This window comes from Rufibacter sp. JT3400010, from assembly GCF_054956755.1.
The window spans coordinates 35,264-50,920 of sequence record NZ_JBUDXA010000018.1 but is presented as its reverse complement, the minus strand read 5'-3'; the positions used below and the strand labels follow the sequence as shown (position 1 = coordinate 50,920).

General features: G+C 48.2%; 11 protein-coding genes. 6 read left to right on the top strand and 5 right to left on the bottom strand.

Annotated features, from left to right (window positions below; all coding sequences use genetic code 11):
- Positions 1–124 precede the first annotated feature (124 nt).
- Positions 125–1,414 (bottom strand): aminopeptidase P family protein, encoded by a 1,290-nt coding sequence (locus ACY0JR_RS15515; protein ID WP_462635031.1) that lies wholly within the window; start codon positions 1,412–1,414, stop codon positions 125–127.
- A gap of 155 nt (positions 1,415–1,569) precedes the next feature.
- Between ACY0JR_RS15515 and ACY0JR_RS15510 the strand changes: the two genes are divergently transcribed.
- The 5 genes from ACY0JR_RS15510 (at position 1,570) to ACY0JR_RS15490 (ending at position 8,569) form a co-directional block, all read left to right on the top strand.
- On the top strand, positions 1,570–3,132 hold the full coding sequence (locus ACY0JR_RS15510; RefSeq protein ID WP_462635030.1) for a S8 family serine peptidase: 1,563 nt from the start codon (positions 1,570–1,572) through the stop codon (positions 3,130–3,132).
- Positions 3,133–3,886: 754 nt separating this feature from the next.
- Positions 3,887–5,296, top strand: coding sequence for a T9SS type A sorting domain-containing protein (locus ACY0JR_RS15505; RefSeq protein WP_462635029.1), 1,410 nt, complete (start codon positions 3,887–3,889; stop codon positions 5,294–5,296).
- Positions 5,297–5,530: 234 nt separating this feature from the next.
- On the top strand, positions 5,531–6,658 hold the full coding sequence (locus ACY0JR_RS15500; protein WP_462635027.1) for a glycosyltransferase family 4 protein: 1,128 nt from the start codon (positions 5,531–5,533) through the stop codon (positions 6,656–6,658).
- An 802-nt stretch (positions 6,659–7,460) separates the two neighbouring features.
- Positions 7,461–7,784, top strand: a complete 324-nt coding sequence (locus tag ACY0JR_RS15495; RefSeq protein ID WP_462635026.1) for a PID-CTERM protein-sorting domain-containing protein — start codon at positions 7,461–7,463, stop codon at positions 7,782–7,784.
- Between the two features lie 170 nt (positions 7,785–7,954).
- Complete coding sequence (locus tag ACY0JR_RS15490) at positions 7,955–8,569, top strand: exosortase/archaeosortase family protein (protein ID WP_462635025.1); 615 nt, start codon at positions 7,955–7,957, stop codon at positions 8,567–8,569.
- An 86-nt stretch (positions 8,570–8,655) separates the two neighbouring features.
- On the opposite strand, the gene ACY0JR_RS15485 is transcribed toward ACY0JR_RS15490, so the two are convergent.
- On the bottom strand, positions 8,656–9,120 hold the full coding sequence (locus ACY0JR_RS15485; protein ID WP_462635024.1) for a GNAT family N-acetyltransferase: 465 nt from the start codon (positions 9,118–9,120) through the stop codon (positions 8,656–8,658).
- A 306-nt stretch (positions 9,121–9,426) separates the two neighbouring features.
- On the opposite strand from ACY0JR_RS15485, the gene ACY0JR_RS15480 reads away from it, so the two are divergent.
- Positions 9,427–10,668: a M16 family metallopeptidase gene (locus tag ACY0JR_RS15480; protein WP_462635023.1), complete on the top strand. Its 1,242-nt coding sequence runs from the start codon at positions 9,427–9,429 to the stop codon at positions 10,666–10,668.
- A 517-nt stretch (positions 10,669–11,185) separates the two neighbouring features.
- Here the strand turns inward: ACY0JR_RS15480 and ACY0JR_RS15475 are convergent.
- The 3 genes from ACY0JR_RS15475 to ACY0JR_RS15465 form a co-directional block, all read right to left on the bottom strand.
- Entirely contained in the window at positions 11,186–12,406 is a 1,221-nt protein-coding gene (locus ACY0JR_RS15475; protein WP_462635022.1) for a pyridoxal phosphate-dependent aminotransferase, read from the bottom strand.
- A gap of 184 nt (positions 12,407–12,590) precedes the next feature.
- Positions 12,591–13,520: a transglutaminase-like domain-containing protein gene (locus ACY0JR_RS15470; RefSeq protein WP_462635021.1), complete on the bottom strand. Its 930-nt coding sequence runs from the start codon at positions 13,518–13,520 to the stop codon at positions 12,591–12,593.
- A 327-nt stretch (positions 13,521–13,847) separates the two neighbouring features.
- On the bottom strand, positions 13,848–15,476 hold the full coding sequence (locus ACY0JR_RS15465) for an acyl-CoA carboxylase subunit beta (protein WP_462635020.1): 1,629 nt from the start codon (positions 15,474–15,476) through the stop codon (positions 13,848–13,850).
- Positions 15,477–15,657 lie beyond the last annotated feature (181 nt).

Here is a 15,657-nt window from a genome sequence, read left to right as displayed (position 1 = left end):
CGTTTTAAGATACTCACGTTCACTTTAAAAATAATTTCGGCTTACTGGCCCCGGTTTAAGCATTCCTGTTCCAGGGCTGGTTTTGAGAAAACAGCCCTGGAACAAGCCACCTGCCATCTTTTGCTTAACCGCGCATTTCGCGCTCAATGTCTTCCAGTTCTAATGGAATGTTCTCCATCAAATCTACCGGACCGTTATGCGTGATGAGGAAATCGTTCTCCAGCCTGATGCCCAATCCTTCTTCCCTGATGTAAATGCCAGGCTCGCAGGTGAACACCATGCCCTCTTCAAACGGACGGTATTTATCGCCTACGTCGTGCACGTCTAAGCCCAGGAAGTGCGAGGTGCCGTGCGGAAAGTATTTTTTGTAGAGCGGCGCGGCGGGGTTCTGGTTGTTCACGTCGGCCTTAGTGAGCAGGTCTAGTTTGATGAGTTCGTTCTCCATCACCTTGCCTACAAACTTATGGTACTGGTCCAGCGTATTGCCGGGCACCAGCATCTGTTTGGCAGTATTCATCACGTGCAGCACGGCGTTGTACACATCGGCTTGCCGAGGCGTAAATTTGCCGTTTACCGGAATGGAACGGGAAAGGTCTGCCGCATAGTTGGCGTACTCCGCCCCGAAATCCATGAGCAGCACGTCGCCGTCTTTACATTCTCTGAAATTGTCTACGTAGTGCAGAATGCAGGCATTGGCGCCTGAGGCGATGATGGAACCGTAGGCCGGTCCGCAGGAGCGGTTGCGCAGGAACTCATGGCTGATCTCGGCTTCAATCTCGTACTCCATTACGCCCGGCTTCACAAACTTGAGAATCCGGCGGAAGGCTTTCTCGGTGATATTGCAGGCGGTGCGCATCAACTCAATCTCGCGCGGATGCTTGAGGGAGCGCAGGTAATGCAAATATTGGGTACTGCGGCAATAGTTGTGGAGCGGGAATCTCTCCTTCAACTTCTTGGCCATGCGCACTTCCCTGGTTTCTACTTCTATTACGGCACGCAGGTGCTCGTTGGAGTTCAGATACACGTTCTCGGCGTAAGGCATAAGCGTACCCAGAATAGAATCAAACTCATGCGTCCAGAAAATGGTCTCAATGCCAGACACCTCGCGGGCCTGCTCTTTGGTAAGTTTGTAACCTTCCCAGGTAAGAATGTGGTCATTGGTTTCGCGCACGAACAGAATCTCCTTCAGGCGTTCTTCACGGGCATCGGGGAAAAGGACAAGGATACTTTCCTCCTGGTCAATACCGCTCAACCACAACAGATCGTTGTTCTGCCGGAACGGCATGGTGCCGTCGGCATTGGTGGGCATTACGTCATTGGAGTGGAAAATGGCCAGCGACTGTGGTTTGAGGTAAGGCGTGAACTTCTGGCGGTTGTGAATGTAAAGGTCTTTCCCGATAGACTCGTATTTCATGGCAGTACGGTTTGTAGTAGATTGGTGTGCTACTGGCTATGGGTGTTTAGGGCCTTCTTTTTTGAAATAAGCCCTGAAACGAAGTTTTTGAGGCTTAAATGTATGACTTTAAACCGTAATTTGCAGGCAAATAGCCTTCAATTAATCTTTTGCACGTGAGGCTTTGCCCTGTAGTATTCTTTTTCTGGGCCTTCTTCACGGGAGGTCTCTGTTCTCTGGACGCCCGGGCACAGCAACGGTATTGGGTTCTCTTCAAAGACAAACCAGCCACCGTCACCGGTTCTTTGGTGAGCGAAGCCGCCCTGCAACAACGCCGTCTCCTGCACCTTCCGCTTGCCCAACTCTCAGACCAGCCCGTATATCAGGCCTATCTGGACAGCCTTTCCGCCCAAGGCTTTCCGGTGACTTCCGTTTCCAAGTGGCTGAATGCAGCCGTGGTCACGGCGAACCCCGCGCAGGCCGAAAAACTGCGACAAAGCTCTTTCATTCAGGAGTTGCGCCCCATTACCGGTTACTTTCTTCCCAGCCACACCGCTGTTCCTTTTGACCCGCAGTTCGTCAGCAAAGCCATGACCCAACTTAAGCCCGAGGCCATCTTAGCGGCGGGCCTCACCGGCCGAGGTGTGAAAGTGGGTGTGATTGATGCCGGTTTCTATGCGGCTCCCAAGAAAGCGGGTTTACAGCCTCTTTTTGAAAAAGGGCAGGTAAAAGCGTACCGCGATTTCGTGAATCCCGCCCTCAGCCAAACCTTTGACCAGCGCGAAAGCATGCTGGATTCCCACGGCACTGAGGTGCTCCTTTGCCTGGCTGGTGCCGACCCCAAAGAACTGGTCCTGAGTGGTTTCGCCTCCGGTGCAGACTTCTACCTGGCCCGCACTGACCACGGAAACCACGAAGCCCGGGTGGAAGAAGAGAACTTCGTACGGGCACTGGAATGGATGGATAGTCTGGGCGTACGTCTGGTGAATTCGTCTTTGGGCTACGGCACCGGCTTTGACAACCCCCAAGAGAATTACAAACCAGAACAGATGGACGGTTCCAGTTTCATTGCCCGGGCCGTACAGCTGGCCGTAGAGCAGAAGGGCATGATGCTGGTGATTGCCGCCGGAAACGACGGCGCAAACAGAAAATGGCAAGTTGTGAACACCCCTGCCGATGCCGCCGGGGTCCTCACCGTGGGCGCCACCGACTTCGCCAACTGGACCAAGCAAGGCTACAGCAGCATTGGTCCTTCCTTCCTGCCCTATTTGAAACCAGATGTGGCATGTTTCGCTTCTTCGGGCACTTCTTTCTCTGCCCCCATTATTGCCGGACTAGCCGCCTGCCTGTTGGAAGCCAACCCCGCCCTTACGCCCCAACAACTCACCAATATTTTCAAGCAAAGCAGCCATTTGTACCCTTACGGGAATAATTACGTGGGCTATGGCGTACCCAATGCCAGCAAAGCATTAGAATTGGCGCAGGGGATTCTTGTCCCAGATTCTGTGGATGAATCCATTCCGGTTACCGGCACCCGTTTCACCTTCAAGCCTAAATCTGTAGCTTCTATAGCTGAAAACGGAGGAATAGTGCTTTTCCGGAAAGCGTCAGCAACCAAGGTCATCACGCAGCAGAAGCTTTCCAGCCGTAGCAAGAAAATAGTGGTAAAACGCCTACCGGGCGAAACACATACCACTTTACAGATTGGTGCTAAGGTGATGGAGTTGGTCTGGCAGTAAGGGAATCCTCTGGAAGTCTATGAATCCTAATCTAGGCTTATCTGATGGGTTTACCTGCTTTTCTGGTTTCACTTCGGTATCCCCTTTGTAGATTTTGCCCGTTTTCACAGCTACCCGGCATCCTGCCTTTGGGTCAAAAGAAATACTAAAACCAGTTTCAGGATCATACACTTTTCCTATCTGCGGTAATGCTGTAATCTGGTGACAGGGTTCAACATAAAACTTTAGTGCTTCATAATGGCGTTCGGCATGAGCACCGTGCTGCTTTTCTTTTCTGACTTATGCACTGGCCAATTAGGCTCTGGCTTAGAGTATCCCTACAACTGCATCTATAGGTATATTCCTATTATATTACATCCAGACTTAAATACACCTGTTTTCTTAGCAATTTGTGAAAATTTATTGGACAATTAAAATAATATAATATCATATTAATTATAATTTTTCTAATACACTCCTTATGCACGAAATAATTAAAAAAATGTTTCATCTTTGCACAAGTAATCTAAAAAACAGAAACAATCCGTGTTTCATAGCGCTACCAAGGATTAACACCTGCTACCAACTGTCTTCTTAAAATTGACACATACTTATCCTTTCACCATTATTATCAAGTTTTCTTATGGGTATTTTTACAAGATTTAACTATCTATTTGAAGAGAAAAGGCCTATCAAGCCACAGCGGGCATGCAAGAAGACAAAAATCACATTGCGCCAACTTGTCTCTTTCACAGCTGCCATTGCGTGCATGGCCATGGTACCTGGTACAGCCGAGGCACAATCTGAATTTGCAGTCTCCGGCATTGTGACTAATTACAACGGCTTTTGGCAAAGTTCAACTAGCAGCCTCAACGCGATAAAACCAGATAACAGCCACGAGTTGCTTGCTTTCACCTTCAAAGGTGTTACCTATTCTACGGGCATCAACGACAACATGCTTACGACCAAAGGGGTCTCTTACAAGCCAGGGAAATACTTGTCGCTTCGTGTAGAGAACTTGCCTGCCACAACCACTTCTGACACAAAAATAGCCTTGGGTCAGATGTATGATGGCGTACACAACGGCCCCAGCAACCCTGCCCCTTCCAGAGGCATGGAACAATACCTTTCGGATGGACTTAACGGGCTGGATTTAGGAACTGGGGTTGCGAATATTCCCGCCGGGACACTCAAATTCCCGTCCAGTTACATCAAAAAGGAGGCCATTGGAGATGGCATTCCAGATATTGTAGTGACGCAGATCGCGGACCCTGATGCCACCAATCCAGATATTTACCGCTTTTATGACGTTAATGGCAATCAGGTTGGATCAGATGTGAGGATTGTTTTTGGAACAACTACCATTCCGTCAGTAGGAAAATGGCAAGCAGACTTCTATGAGGCTAACCAAAACCCCATGACTCTACTGGCCACCACCACCTTTACCAATAGCCCCCGAGACCTCAGGCTTTGGGCGGCAGACTTCAGTGCCTTCGGCCTCACGACCTCTAACTTCGATTTGGTAGACCACTTTAAAATTACGCTAAGCGGTAAAAGCGATTTGGCCTTTGTGGCGTACAATGCAGCTGTTTTTGGGGAGAATAGCAACGTGAAGCCGCCGCAGCCGCTACCAGTGAATTTAACGGGCTTTAAGGTGACGGTAGAAGATGGTAAAGCGCACCTTTCTTGGCAGACTATCTCTGAGTTGGAAAACGACTTTTTCTCCATTGAGAGCAGTACAGACAACAAAAACTTCAAGTCTATTGGTCAGGTGAAGGGTTCTGGCAACAGCAATATTCTGCTCAATTACGAGTTCCTGGATACTAAAAGCTTGGCAACCACCACGTACTACCGCTTAAAGCAGGTTGATTTCAATGGCAAGTATGACTACAGCAGAACTATTTCGGCACAGCCGAAGGGAAGTGCAAGAGCCACGGCCAACAGCAAAGTAAGCCTGTACCCTAACCCGGCCAAGGCAGAAACGTTCGTGGACATTGATCTGAGCCAATTGTCTGCCGGAGAGGTGGAAGCCACCATCATCGGGACGGACGGGCACACGGTTCGCCAGTTGATCTTACAAGGCGGTGTTGTGCAACCCATCAATGTGAATCAATTACCAGCCGGTATCTGGTTCCTCCGCCTTCGGCAGGAAGATTTCAACCAGACACTCCGTTTCATCAGATAGTTTTAAGAATACCATCTATTGTAAGGCGCCTCTCTATTAGAGGCGCCTTTTCTGTTTTAGAGGTCTTTTGGGAATACAAGGCAGAAAGCAGAGCACTTATTGCCTAGAAAACTCAGCTTGCCTTTTTCTCCTGTAAAACCGCCTTTCTGAAAGCTTAGCTCGCACTTTCCCGAATATTCACTTTGCTCGGCTTTACACATCTGCCAAGAGAATGCTACTTTTGCGGGTACTACTATGAAGATAGGATACGACGCCAAACGCGCTTTCAACAATACCTCGGGCCTGGGCAACTACAGCCGCTTTGTCATTACGGGCATGATGATGCATTTCCCCCAGGAACAGTACGCCTTGTTCACGCCACGCAAAAATGACTTGTTCAAAGACTTTTTCCCGGCAGTGGCCAAGACGCAGATCATGCAGCCGAACGGGATAAGCAAGCGTTTTTCCTCTTTGTGGCGCACGTTCGGGTTACGGGCGGCCTTGCCCAGGCACGGGGTACAGGTCTACCACGGGCTCAGCAATGAATTGCCTTACGGCCTGGACCGAAACCGAACCAAGTTGGTGGTCACCATCCATGACCTCATCTTCCTGCGCTTTCCGGAGTTGTACCCTACCATCGACCGCTACATTTACCGCAAGAAATTCAAAGACGCCTGCGATATGGCGCACCAAATCGTTGCTATTAGCGAACAGACGGCGCAGGATTTACAGGAATTCTTCGGCGTAAGCCGCGAGAAAGTGCAGGTGGTGTACCAGGACTGTGATCCAGTTTTTCAGCAGATTTCGGGAAAAGAGGTTCAAAATACCATTCGGCAGAAGTACAGTTTACCCGCTGAGTTTATCCTTTGCGTGGGCACGCTGGAGCGCCGCAAAAACCAGTTACATCTCTTAAGAGGCTGGTATGCCGCCGGAACTCCAGTTCCCTTGGTTTTCATTGGCCGCAAAACGGAATATTATAACGAGATGCAGTCCTTTATTCAGCAGCATTCGCTGGAGGAGAAGGTGTTATTTCTGCCGTATATTCCGTTTCAGGAATTGCCCGTTATCTATCAATTGGCCACCCTGTTTGTGTATCCGTCCATTTTTGAGGGCTTCGGGATACCCATTGTGGAAGCGTTGAACAGCGGCATTCCCGTCATCACGTCTACCGGCTCCTGCTTCTCTGAGGCGGGCGGTCCGGCCACCCGTTACGTTTCTCCTACGGATGTTGAGGCACTAGCGCAGGCCATACAGGAGGTTCTAGGCAACTCTACTCTCCAGAAACAGATGGTGAAAGCTGGGTTGGAACATGCCCAAATCTTCCATCCACAGGTGACCATTCCGGCTTTGCACCAGGTGTACGAACAGGTACTGCAGTACTAATTCGGTATTAAGGAGGTGCGCTAGTGCTTACAACTTGCTTTATCAATCTAATACTGAAGCCATTGATCAAATATTGATAATTGAAGAGATTATCAATATTTGATGCTTAAGCAATTTAGGCTATGAAGTCTTACAGCAGAGCTATATTTCTCAATACTTGCTTTTAAATACTACTCTCAGAATACTGTATAAAAGCATCATCATTATTCGAACACCAGCGAGGAGCACTATGTGACGGTGACTTCAACTACTCCTAAGCTTTACAACCCCTTCTTATTTAGCGATTCATATTAACCCTATATAGCGATACAACTTTGAGCCATGCTTACACTACTCAGTTATATTGCGTTTTCATATATAGTTTGTTGCTCAACTTTATGCCTATGGAGGCAATCAGAGAAACAAGGGAAGTATTAAAGTGATCATCTCCATATTAATTTTTGCCTATATACCACAATGTTGGCATTAATTACTTTTTCTATTCAACAACACACATTATAACTCTTCATCAACCAATTATCATCATTGGTCAGGAAATCTGGCCCAATAGTCGGGCTCACGAACAAATTCATCGATTTGGTAATATTATATAATAATAAAATTATATATTTGATTCATATATATATTTGTTAGCTATATAATAAAACTAGTATAATAAATAATTGAACATTTTTAGTAGCAAAATTAATTTCAGTACGCATACAAATACTAGGTTAACTCTATACTAAACAGATACAGAAGTACATTTCCCTTTGCACACCTGAACGTTTTAAATAAGAACCTTCACTAAATAAGTAAATCTATGAAAATCAAAAGAGTATCACTTCTCACATTCTTGATCATTGTCCTTTGTGGCTCCATTTCTGTTGTTAAAGCAGATAACAATGGGAATGGGAATGGCAAAGGCCATGACAAGGATAAAGGCAACGGGCATGGTTATGATGCAGGCCCTGGGCAAGGTCCAGGCAATGGAAACGGCTACGGGCATACTAAAGACAAAAACGCTCCTATAGACGGAGGTTTGAGTTTATTGATTGCAACTGGCGTTGGCGTTGGATTAAAGAAGATTAATGATCGCCGAAAAGGTCAAAGAGCCTTGTCTGAAAAAGACACCGATATACTGTAGAAATATTCTTTTAAAAGCTCAGTCTAATTATCGTATCAAGCCAACCTACTGGTATAGATGTAAAAGAAAAGGTAGATATCCTTAGAGTTATGCCTGTACTAGTAGACTAACTTGATTAGTTTATTATAGATGAGTCACACTTATAGGCTCATTATCTATATTTAAAATAAATGAACAACCCTGTACCAGTGGGCAAAGATTTGCTCAGATACCCTGAAGTATCCTTCTCAATCAAGTTCATTGTTCTGGTAGCCGTATTATATTACAGCAATATTCTCTTTATTGCTATCACAGATTCTAATGGCCAACTTTACAGCCCTTTTCTTCACGACTATCTGGATTATATCTCTTGGCTCAGGAGGTCTATTTTACTTGTTTCAGGATTCATTGCCGATTGCGCTGGTATAGAGGCTCGTATTTCTGACATCTATACCATCCGCGCACTTCAGGGCCCGGGAGTTATTATTGGATATACCTGCTTAGGTTATGGTGTCATGAGTTTTTGGGCAGCTTTTATTCTGGCCCAAGATGATAACTGGCGAAAAAAAGCATTTTGGTGCCTGATGGGACTCGCCGGCATTTGGTTCATTAATTGCTGGCGAGTGGCAATACTCTTGATTGCCCTAGTTCAGGATTGGAAAATGAATGCCTATTTGGACCACCATGATATATTTAATTTAGTAGTTTACGCCCTAATCTTCGCATTGATTTATCTTTATTACAGAAGCAGTAAACGTGCATCAATTCAGAATAAGAAGAAAGAAAATTTTCTAAATAGAGGGTGAGGGTCACAATAAGAATGCATTGCTAACGTTTTACTAGTTGGGCTCCTACTTTCCTCACAAAACGCATTTATCAAAACAAAAATATATCACCTATTCTGCAATTCCAGATGCAGAATAGGGTGCGGCATGCCCATGCTATCTAGCGGGGAACGGCCGAACACTTTGAACCCATGGTGTTGGTAAAAACCGAAGGCCATTTGGTTTTCTTCGTTCACGTCTACTTTGGTGACGCCCTGGTGCCGGATGGCATGCAGCAGCAAACTTTTGCCTATGCCTTTGCCACGGGCGGAAGGGTGCAGAAACAGCATCTCCAATTTCCCATCGGCTACGCCGGAAAAACCAAGCATTTTCCCTTCGGCATCTCGGGCACAGGTCAGTTCCATGAGCCAGAGGTATTCCTGCTGAAGCAACGGACGGTAAAACTGAATGTCGGCTTCGGTGATGAAATGGTGCGTGGCCCGCACAGAGGCTTCCCACACGGCGACAACCTCGGTATATACGGCGGGCGAAACACTGCAAAGACAGAAGGGGGGTGTAGCGGTTTTGTTCATTTTGGGGGAGTTTTTGTAAAAGACACTTAAAAGCAAGGTTTACCCTACGCAGGCAAAAGAACTTCTTTGTAGAAAGTGCGCCGTCTGCGGCCGACATGCACTTGCCTAACATTGCAGTTTCGTTTGTAGCCAATTTCCTGAAAAGCACTGCTAAACCGGAAGAAACCTTTACAGGTAGAATTGCGGGCGCGCTGCCTCAAAATCTCACCTTTTTCCGTCAATCCTCCGTACCTTTGCAGACTGCTTATACTTTTTAAGCGCGCCCTGCGGCGCAAAAGTGTTTTACTTGTAAACGCACCTTAGAAATTGACGAAATTACCTGATTACCATATCCATACCCTATCTAACGGCATAAGAGTGCTGCACAAGCAGGTGCCCCACACCAAAATCGCACATTGCGGATTTATGATGGACATCGGCTCACGCGATGAACTGCCCCACGAACAAGGCCTGGCGCACTTCTGGGAGCACATGGCTTTCAAAGGAACCCAGAAACGCAAGTCTTTCCATATTCTGAACCGGCTGGAGAGCGTGGGCGGTGAACTGAACGCTTACACCACCAAAGAGAAAATCAGCTTTTACGCCTCAGTACTGGAAAACCATTTTGAGAAGGCGTTTGAACTGCTCACAGACATTACCTTCCACTCCACCTTTCCGGCTAAAGAGATTGAGAAAGAACGGGGCGTGATTCTGGAGGAAATGGCCATGTACTTGGACACGCCCGAAGATGCCATCATTGATGAGTTTGATGCCGTGGTGTTCCAGAACCATCCGTTGGGCTACAACATTCTGGGTACCCGCGAAAGCGTGAGTGGTTTCACCCGTGAGAACTTCCAAGCCTTTATTGACCGCAACCTCAGCACCGACAAGTTGGTGTTCTGTTCCGTAAGTAACTGGCCCATTGAGCGCGTGGTAAAACTGGCCGAGAAATACCTGGGCCATATCCAAAGCAAGATACAGCCCCGCGAGCGTCTCCTGTTCAACAGCTATCAGCCGCAGACGCTGGTGGTGGAGAAAGCCATTCAGCAGGCGCACTGCGTAATTGGTTGCCCCGCCTATCCGCTCTCAGACCCGCGCCGCCTCACGTTTTTCATGCTGGTGAACATTCTGGGCGGACCTGGCATGAACTCCAGGCTGAATTTGGCGGTGCGCGAGAAACACGGGTTGGTGTACACCATTGATGCCAACTATTCTACCTACGTAGACACCGGCTTGTTCGGGATTTACTTCGGAACGGAGAAAAAGCAACTGAAACGCACCATTGGCCTGGTACTGAAAGAATTGAAACTGCTGCGCGAAAAACTCATGGGATCGGTGCAATTGCACACGGCCAAGGAGCAACTCATGGGGCAATTGGCCATGGCCGAAGAAAGCAACATGGGCTTTATGATGATGATGGGCAAAAGCATCCTGGACCTGAACACCATAGAAGGCTTGAACGACATCTTCGGGCAAATCAAGAAAATACAGGCAAACGACTTACTGGAGATGGCCAATGACACGCTACGCGAAGAGAATCTGAGTTTCTTGCAGTACGTGCCTAATTAGAGACTAATACCAAATTGCCTTAAGGACCTTCTATCTTAGGCCAGGCACCTTCTGGCGCAAGCGTCCGCTTGTATCCCCATTGCGCAGATCAGATATGCGTGCAGACGCTTGCGCCAGGAAGCTTTGGAAGTAAGTAAATACTAGAGGGTATAACTATTCCGGAGAGATGTCTTTCCTTTAACTTTCCTCTTACCTAGTAAGGCTGCCAATGGCAGCCTTACTTATTTCAAGCGAACCGGTGTCTTTAAAACCAGCATAGAACGTGTATGATTCAGAAGCAGAGGAGAAACAGCCAGGTGCACCAGTTTTTTAGTCCATTTTTTAGAAAGTACGGCTAAATCATAATCCTGGCTGTACCTTCCCTCGCTCGCCTCTGGCGAGTGTGAGTTACCTGCGGCGTCCCGCCGCTACATGAATCTAGCCTGGGTAGTTGTCCGTAACTTGGCCAAAGGCCGAGGGTAGCTCACACTCGCCAGAGGCGAGCGAGGGAAGGCAATTGCATTGCGGATTGAGCTAGCTAAATAATAGCCGAACCATCATAGTCCTTCAGGAACAGGGCTAGTTTATCTAAAGTAAGGTCTAATTCCTCTACCATGGGCAGGTACACCACCCTGAAATGGTCTGGCTGCGGCCAGTTGAAACCGGTTCCCTGCACCAGCAGTACATGTTGGTCGATCAAGAGATCCAGCACCAGTTTCTCGTCTGATTGAATGTTGAACTTCTTGACGTCTATTTTAGGAAACATGTAGAAAGCCCCCGTTGGCTTCACGCAGGTAATTCCCGGAATAGAAGTGAGCTTCTCATAACATACCTCGCGCTGCTTGTGCAATCTTCCGGTAGGCAATACCAGATCTGTGATGTTCTGGTAGCCGCCCAGCGCGGTCTGGATGGCAAATTGGGAAGGCACGTTGCTGCAAAGCCGCATGCTGGCTAGCGCGTTCAGGCCTTCCAGGTAAGAAGTAGCAATGGCTTTGTTTCCCGAGGCTACCATCCACCCAGCCCGGAAACCGGCAGCCAGGTAATTTTTGGAAAGTCCGCTAAAAGTCAGGCAGAGGATGTCCTCGGCAAAGGAAGCGGTTGAAAAATGCTCTACGCCGTCATACAGAATCTTATCATAGATTTCATCTGAGAACACAATGAGTTTGTGCCGCTCGGCGAGTTGGACAATCTGTTGCAGGACCTCGGCGGGATACACCGCCCCGGTGGGGTTGTTGGGGTTGATGATGACCAAGCCTTTGGTACGGGACGTGATTTTGCGTTCCATGTCTTCCAGGTCTGGGTACCAATTAGAAGCTTCATCACAGAGATAATGCACTGCTTTGCCGCCAGACAGGTTCACGGCCGCCGTCCAAAGCGGGTAATCTGGGGCCGGAATCAGAATCTCGTCGTCATTGTTCAGCAGCGCCTGCATGCTGAGCATGATAAGCTCACTCACGCCGTTGCCAATGATAATGTCATCTTCATGCACACCCTGAAGGCCCTTGGTTTGGCTGTAGTGCATGATAGCCTTGCGGGCTGCGAACAACCCTTTGGAATCTGTGTAGCCTTGGCCGTTGCGCAGGTTCACCATGACGTCATGCACAATCTCGTCTGGTGCCTCAAACCCAAACGGGGCCGGATTACCTATATTCAACCGCGTTACCCGGTATCCTTGTTTTTCCAGATCTACTGCTTTTTCAAAGATAGGGCCGCGTATTTCATAGAAAACATTGTCTAAGCGGGTACTCTTCTGTATCATCTTGCCAGGTATGAGCCTCAAAGATAAGGATATACCACTGCTAAGAACTAGTTTTGACGCATTTTCCCAAAAACAGGCGCAAAGCCGAAGGGGTTGAATGCTAAGAAGCCACTCTTTGCGGAGTGGCTTCCTGGTAATTGCATGCTTCTTTCTGGCTCAGTTTCCTGAAAATAGATTGAAAACGTTACAAGTCTTCTTCCTCATCATCGTCGTAACCTTCTTCAAAATCATCTTCATTCAAGTCTTCCTCTTCGGCCGGGTTGGCTTTGGAAGTGGCTTCATCACCTAGCACATCTATCAGTTTCTCAATTTCGGTGGCTTTCTCGGGGTCGTTCAGTTTTTCATAGGAGAGCGACAGGTTCCGGAGGGCGCGCCGCACAATGTCAATGGGCGCGCAGGGCTCGTAAAAAATATCTACCGGGCTCAGGCCCAGTTGCTGCAGGTAATTGTCAATATCGGCTTTGGTGAGAATGAGGCCGCGGTTGTAGACATTGATGTAAAACTGCGGAATCACTTCGCTCTTAAACGTGAGGATGAACAAGTTGGGCAGGTTCACGCCATACACCGGTAATCCCAGTTTTTGGGCCAAAACCATATAAATCACGCAAAGCGTCAACGGATTGCCGCGCTTACTCTCTAGCACCTGGTTTATCATGGAGTTGGCCGGGGCGTGGAAGTTCTTCGTATTCGCCGAAAACTTATGCAACCTAAAGAGTACGTGGTTAAGCGCTTTCACCTGGTCAAAAGGGTGCATCTCGGGCCGTACGTTCACCCAGGCTTCGTAGTAGATTTCGGCAATGGTTTGCTTCAGTTTCTCCAGCGTCACGTCTGGGTATTGGTAGGTGCTTACCAGCCACATGCCGCGCAGCAGATCCGTAGCGCCTTCGTCTTTCCAGGCTTTCAGCCGATTTTCCAGCGAAGAGTACTGCAGATCATGGATGAGATCTTCCAGTTTCTTCTGATGGTCGGGGTCCAGGCTTTCTTCCCAGGCTTCCTCCAGAAACGGAGTAATGGTATCACCTAGATCCACAATCTTCTGGTGTACATGCGCCACCACCTCCGGATCCTGGTCGTCCAGCAATGAGATAAGCGCTTTTATTTCTTTATTGGTCAAACTGCTTTAATTAAGAATTTAAAATTAAGAATTAGGAATTAAAATTGCCGAACCTGTGCAGGAAGCAAGGCAATAGATTTTCAAAACTCCCTCTTCTGAGAACGCGAATTAAAGCAAAAGCGTTTCCGGGCTGTTTTCATCCACCCGCTCAAAAGCAGCTTTCTTACGCCACAGCCTTCCTTCCTCTACCGAAAACCAGCGAACTCGCATCATTCCTAATTCTAGTAGTTCTGGAAAAGTAATGATAAACTAAATCAGAACCCTCGCTCGCCTCTGGCGAGCGAGTGAAATCACTATTTTAATGGATCTTCCTAATTCCTAATTAAATCACGTTTGGATAACGCCTACGTTGAAGGACTTGGTGATAGGTGCGTTATTCGCCGCCTCAATGCCCATGGAAATGACTTTGCGCGTTTCCAGCGGATCAATGATGCCATCTACCCACAAACGGGCGGCAGCGTAATACGGCGAAAGCTGCTCGTTGTACCGGGCGGTGATTTTATCCAGCAGCTCTTTCTCAGCTTCTGGGGTAATTTCCTCGCCTTTCGCTTTCAAAGAGGCCACCTGAATCTGCAACAGCGTTTTGGCCGCCGATGCCCCAGACATAACTGCCAATTGCGCCGTTGGCCAAGCGTAAATTAACCGTGGGTCATAGGCTTTGCCGCACATGGCGTAATTGCCCGCCCCGTAACTGTTGCCCACAATAATGGTGAACTTGGGCACCACGCTGTTGCTCATGGCATTCACCAATTTGGCGCCATCTTTAATGATGCCGCCGTGCTCAGCTTTGCTGCCCACCATAAAACCCGACACATCCTGCAAGAACACCAGCGGAATCTTCTTCTGGTTGCAGTTCATGATAAACCGCGCGGCTTTGTCTGCGCTGTCTGAGTAGATCACGCCGCCCATCTGCATCTCGCCTTTCTTGCTTTTCACAATCTTGCGCTGGTTGGCCACAATGCCTACGGCCCACCCGTCAATGCGCGCCAGCCCGCAGATAAGACTTTGTCCGTATAGGTCTTTATAAGGCTCAAACTCAGAGTTATCTACCAACCTGTGGATGATGTCCATCATGTCATAAGGCTTCACTCGGTCTTGGGGCAGAATCCCGTAGATTTCTTTGGGATCCAGTTTCGGCTCTGCCGAGGCTACGCGGCTGAAACCGGCTTTGGGATTATCGCCCATTTTATCAAAAATGTTCCGGATGTGGTCCAGACATTCTTGGTCAGTCTCAAACTTATAATCCGTGACGCCGGAGATTTCTGAGTGGGTAGAAGCCCCGCCCAACGTTTCATTATCAATGGTTTCGCCAATGGCGGCTTTGACCAGGTAAGAACCCGCCAAAAAGATGGAGCCGGTGCCTTCCACAATCATGGCCTCGTCGCTCATGATGGGCAGATATGCGCCGCCCGCTACGCAGGAACCCATAATGGCCGAAATCTGCACAATACCCTCGGAACTCATGATGGCGTTGTTCCGGAACATACGCCCAAAGTGTTCTTTATCAGGAAAAATCTCGTCCTGCATGGGCAAAAACACGCCCGCACTGTCTACCAGGTAAATAACCGGCAAGCGGTTTTCCAGGGCAATTTCTTGGGCACGTAGGTTTTTCTTGGCGGTGATGGGAAACCAGGCCCCGGCTTTCACGGTGGCGTCATTGGCTACTACCATGCACTGGCGGCCTTTCACGTACCCTATACCAGCCACAACCCCACCGCCCGGGCACCCGCCGTATTCCTGGTACATGCCTTCGCCGGCAAAGGCGGCAATCTCCAGAAACTCTGAACCCTCGTCTAACAGGTAGTTGATGCGCTCGCGGGCGGTGAGTTTGCCTTTTTCGTGCTGCTTGGCAATGGCTTTCTCGCCGCCGCCTAAGGCTACTTTGTTATGTCTGCTCTTGAGTTGGAAGCAAAGTTGTTTGAGGCTGTCTTCGTTCTTGTTGAATTCTATATCCATAGTTCTGCGAAAGCGAGTGATTAAGGAGTTGCCGCCCCATGTGGGGTGTACAAATATAGCAAAATTCAGAAAAGGCTAACACTTGTTAGGTATTTACATTACCTCTACGGAAGCCAACAAAAAAGCGTTTTGGCATCGTTTTCTGTAAAACGGCACCAAAACGCTTTCTTTTAAAGTAAAC

Coding starts and splice junctions, on each gene's coding strand:
- ACY0JR_RS15500 (WP_462635027.1), top strand. CDS start 5,531: ATGAAGATAGGATACGACGCCAAACGCGCTTTCAACAATACCTCGGGC.
- ACY0JR_RS15495 (WP_462635026.1), top strand. CDS start 7,461: ATGAAAATCAAAAGAGTATCACTTCTCACATTCTTGATCATTGTCCTT.
- ACY0JR_RS15515 (WP_462635031.1), bottom strand. CDS start 1,414: ATGAAATACGAGTCTATCGGGAAAGACCTTTACATTCACAACCGCCAG.
- ACY0JR_RS15485 (WP_462635024.1), bottom strand. CDS start 9,120: ATGAACAAAACCGCTACACCCCCCTTCTGTCTTTGCAGTGTTTCGCCC.
- ACY0JR_RS15505 (WP_462635029.1), top strand. CDS start 3,887: ATGGTACCTGGTACAGCCGAGGCACAATCTGAATTTGCAGTCTCCGGC.
- ACY0JR_RS15475 (WP_462635022.1), bottom strand. CDS start 12,406: ATGATACAGAAGAGTACCCGCTTAGACAATGTTTTCTATGAAATACGC.
- ACY0JR_RS15465 (WP_462635020.1), bottom strand. CDS start 15,476: ATGGATATAGAATTCAACAAGAACGAAGACAGCCTCAAACAACTTTGC.
- ACY0JR_RS15490 (WP_462635025.1), top strand. CDS start 7,955: ATGAACAACCCTGTACCAGTGGGCAAAGATTTGCTCAGATACCCTGAA.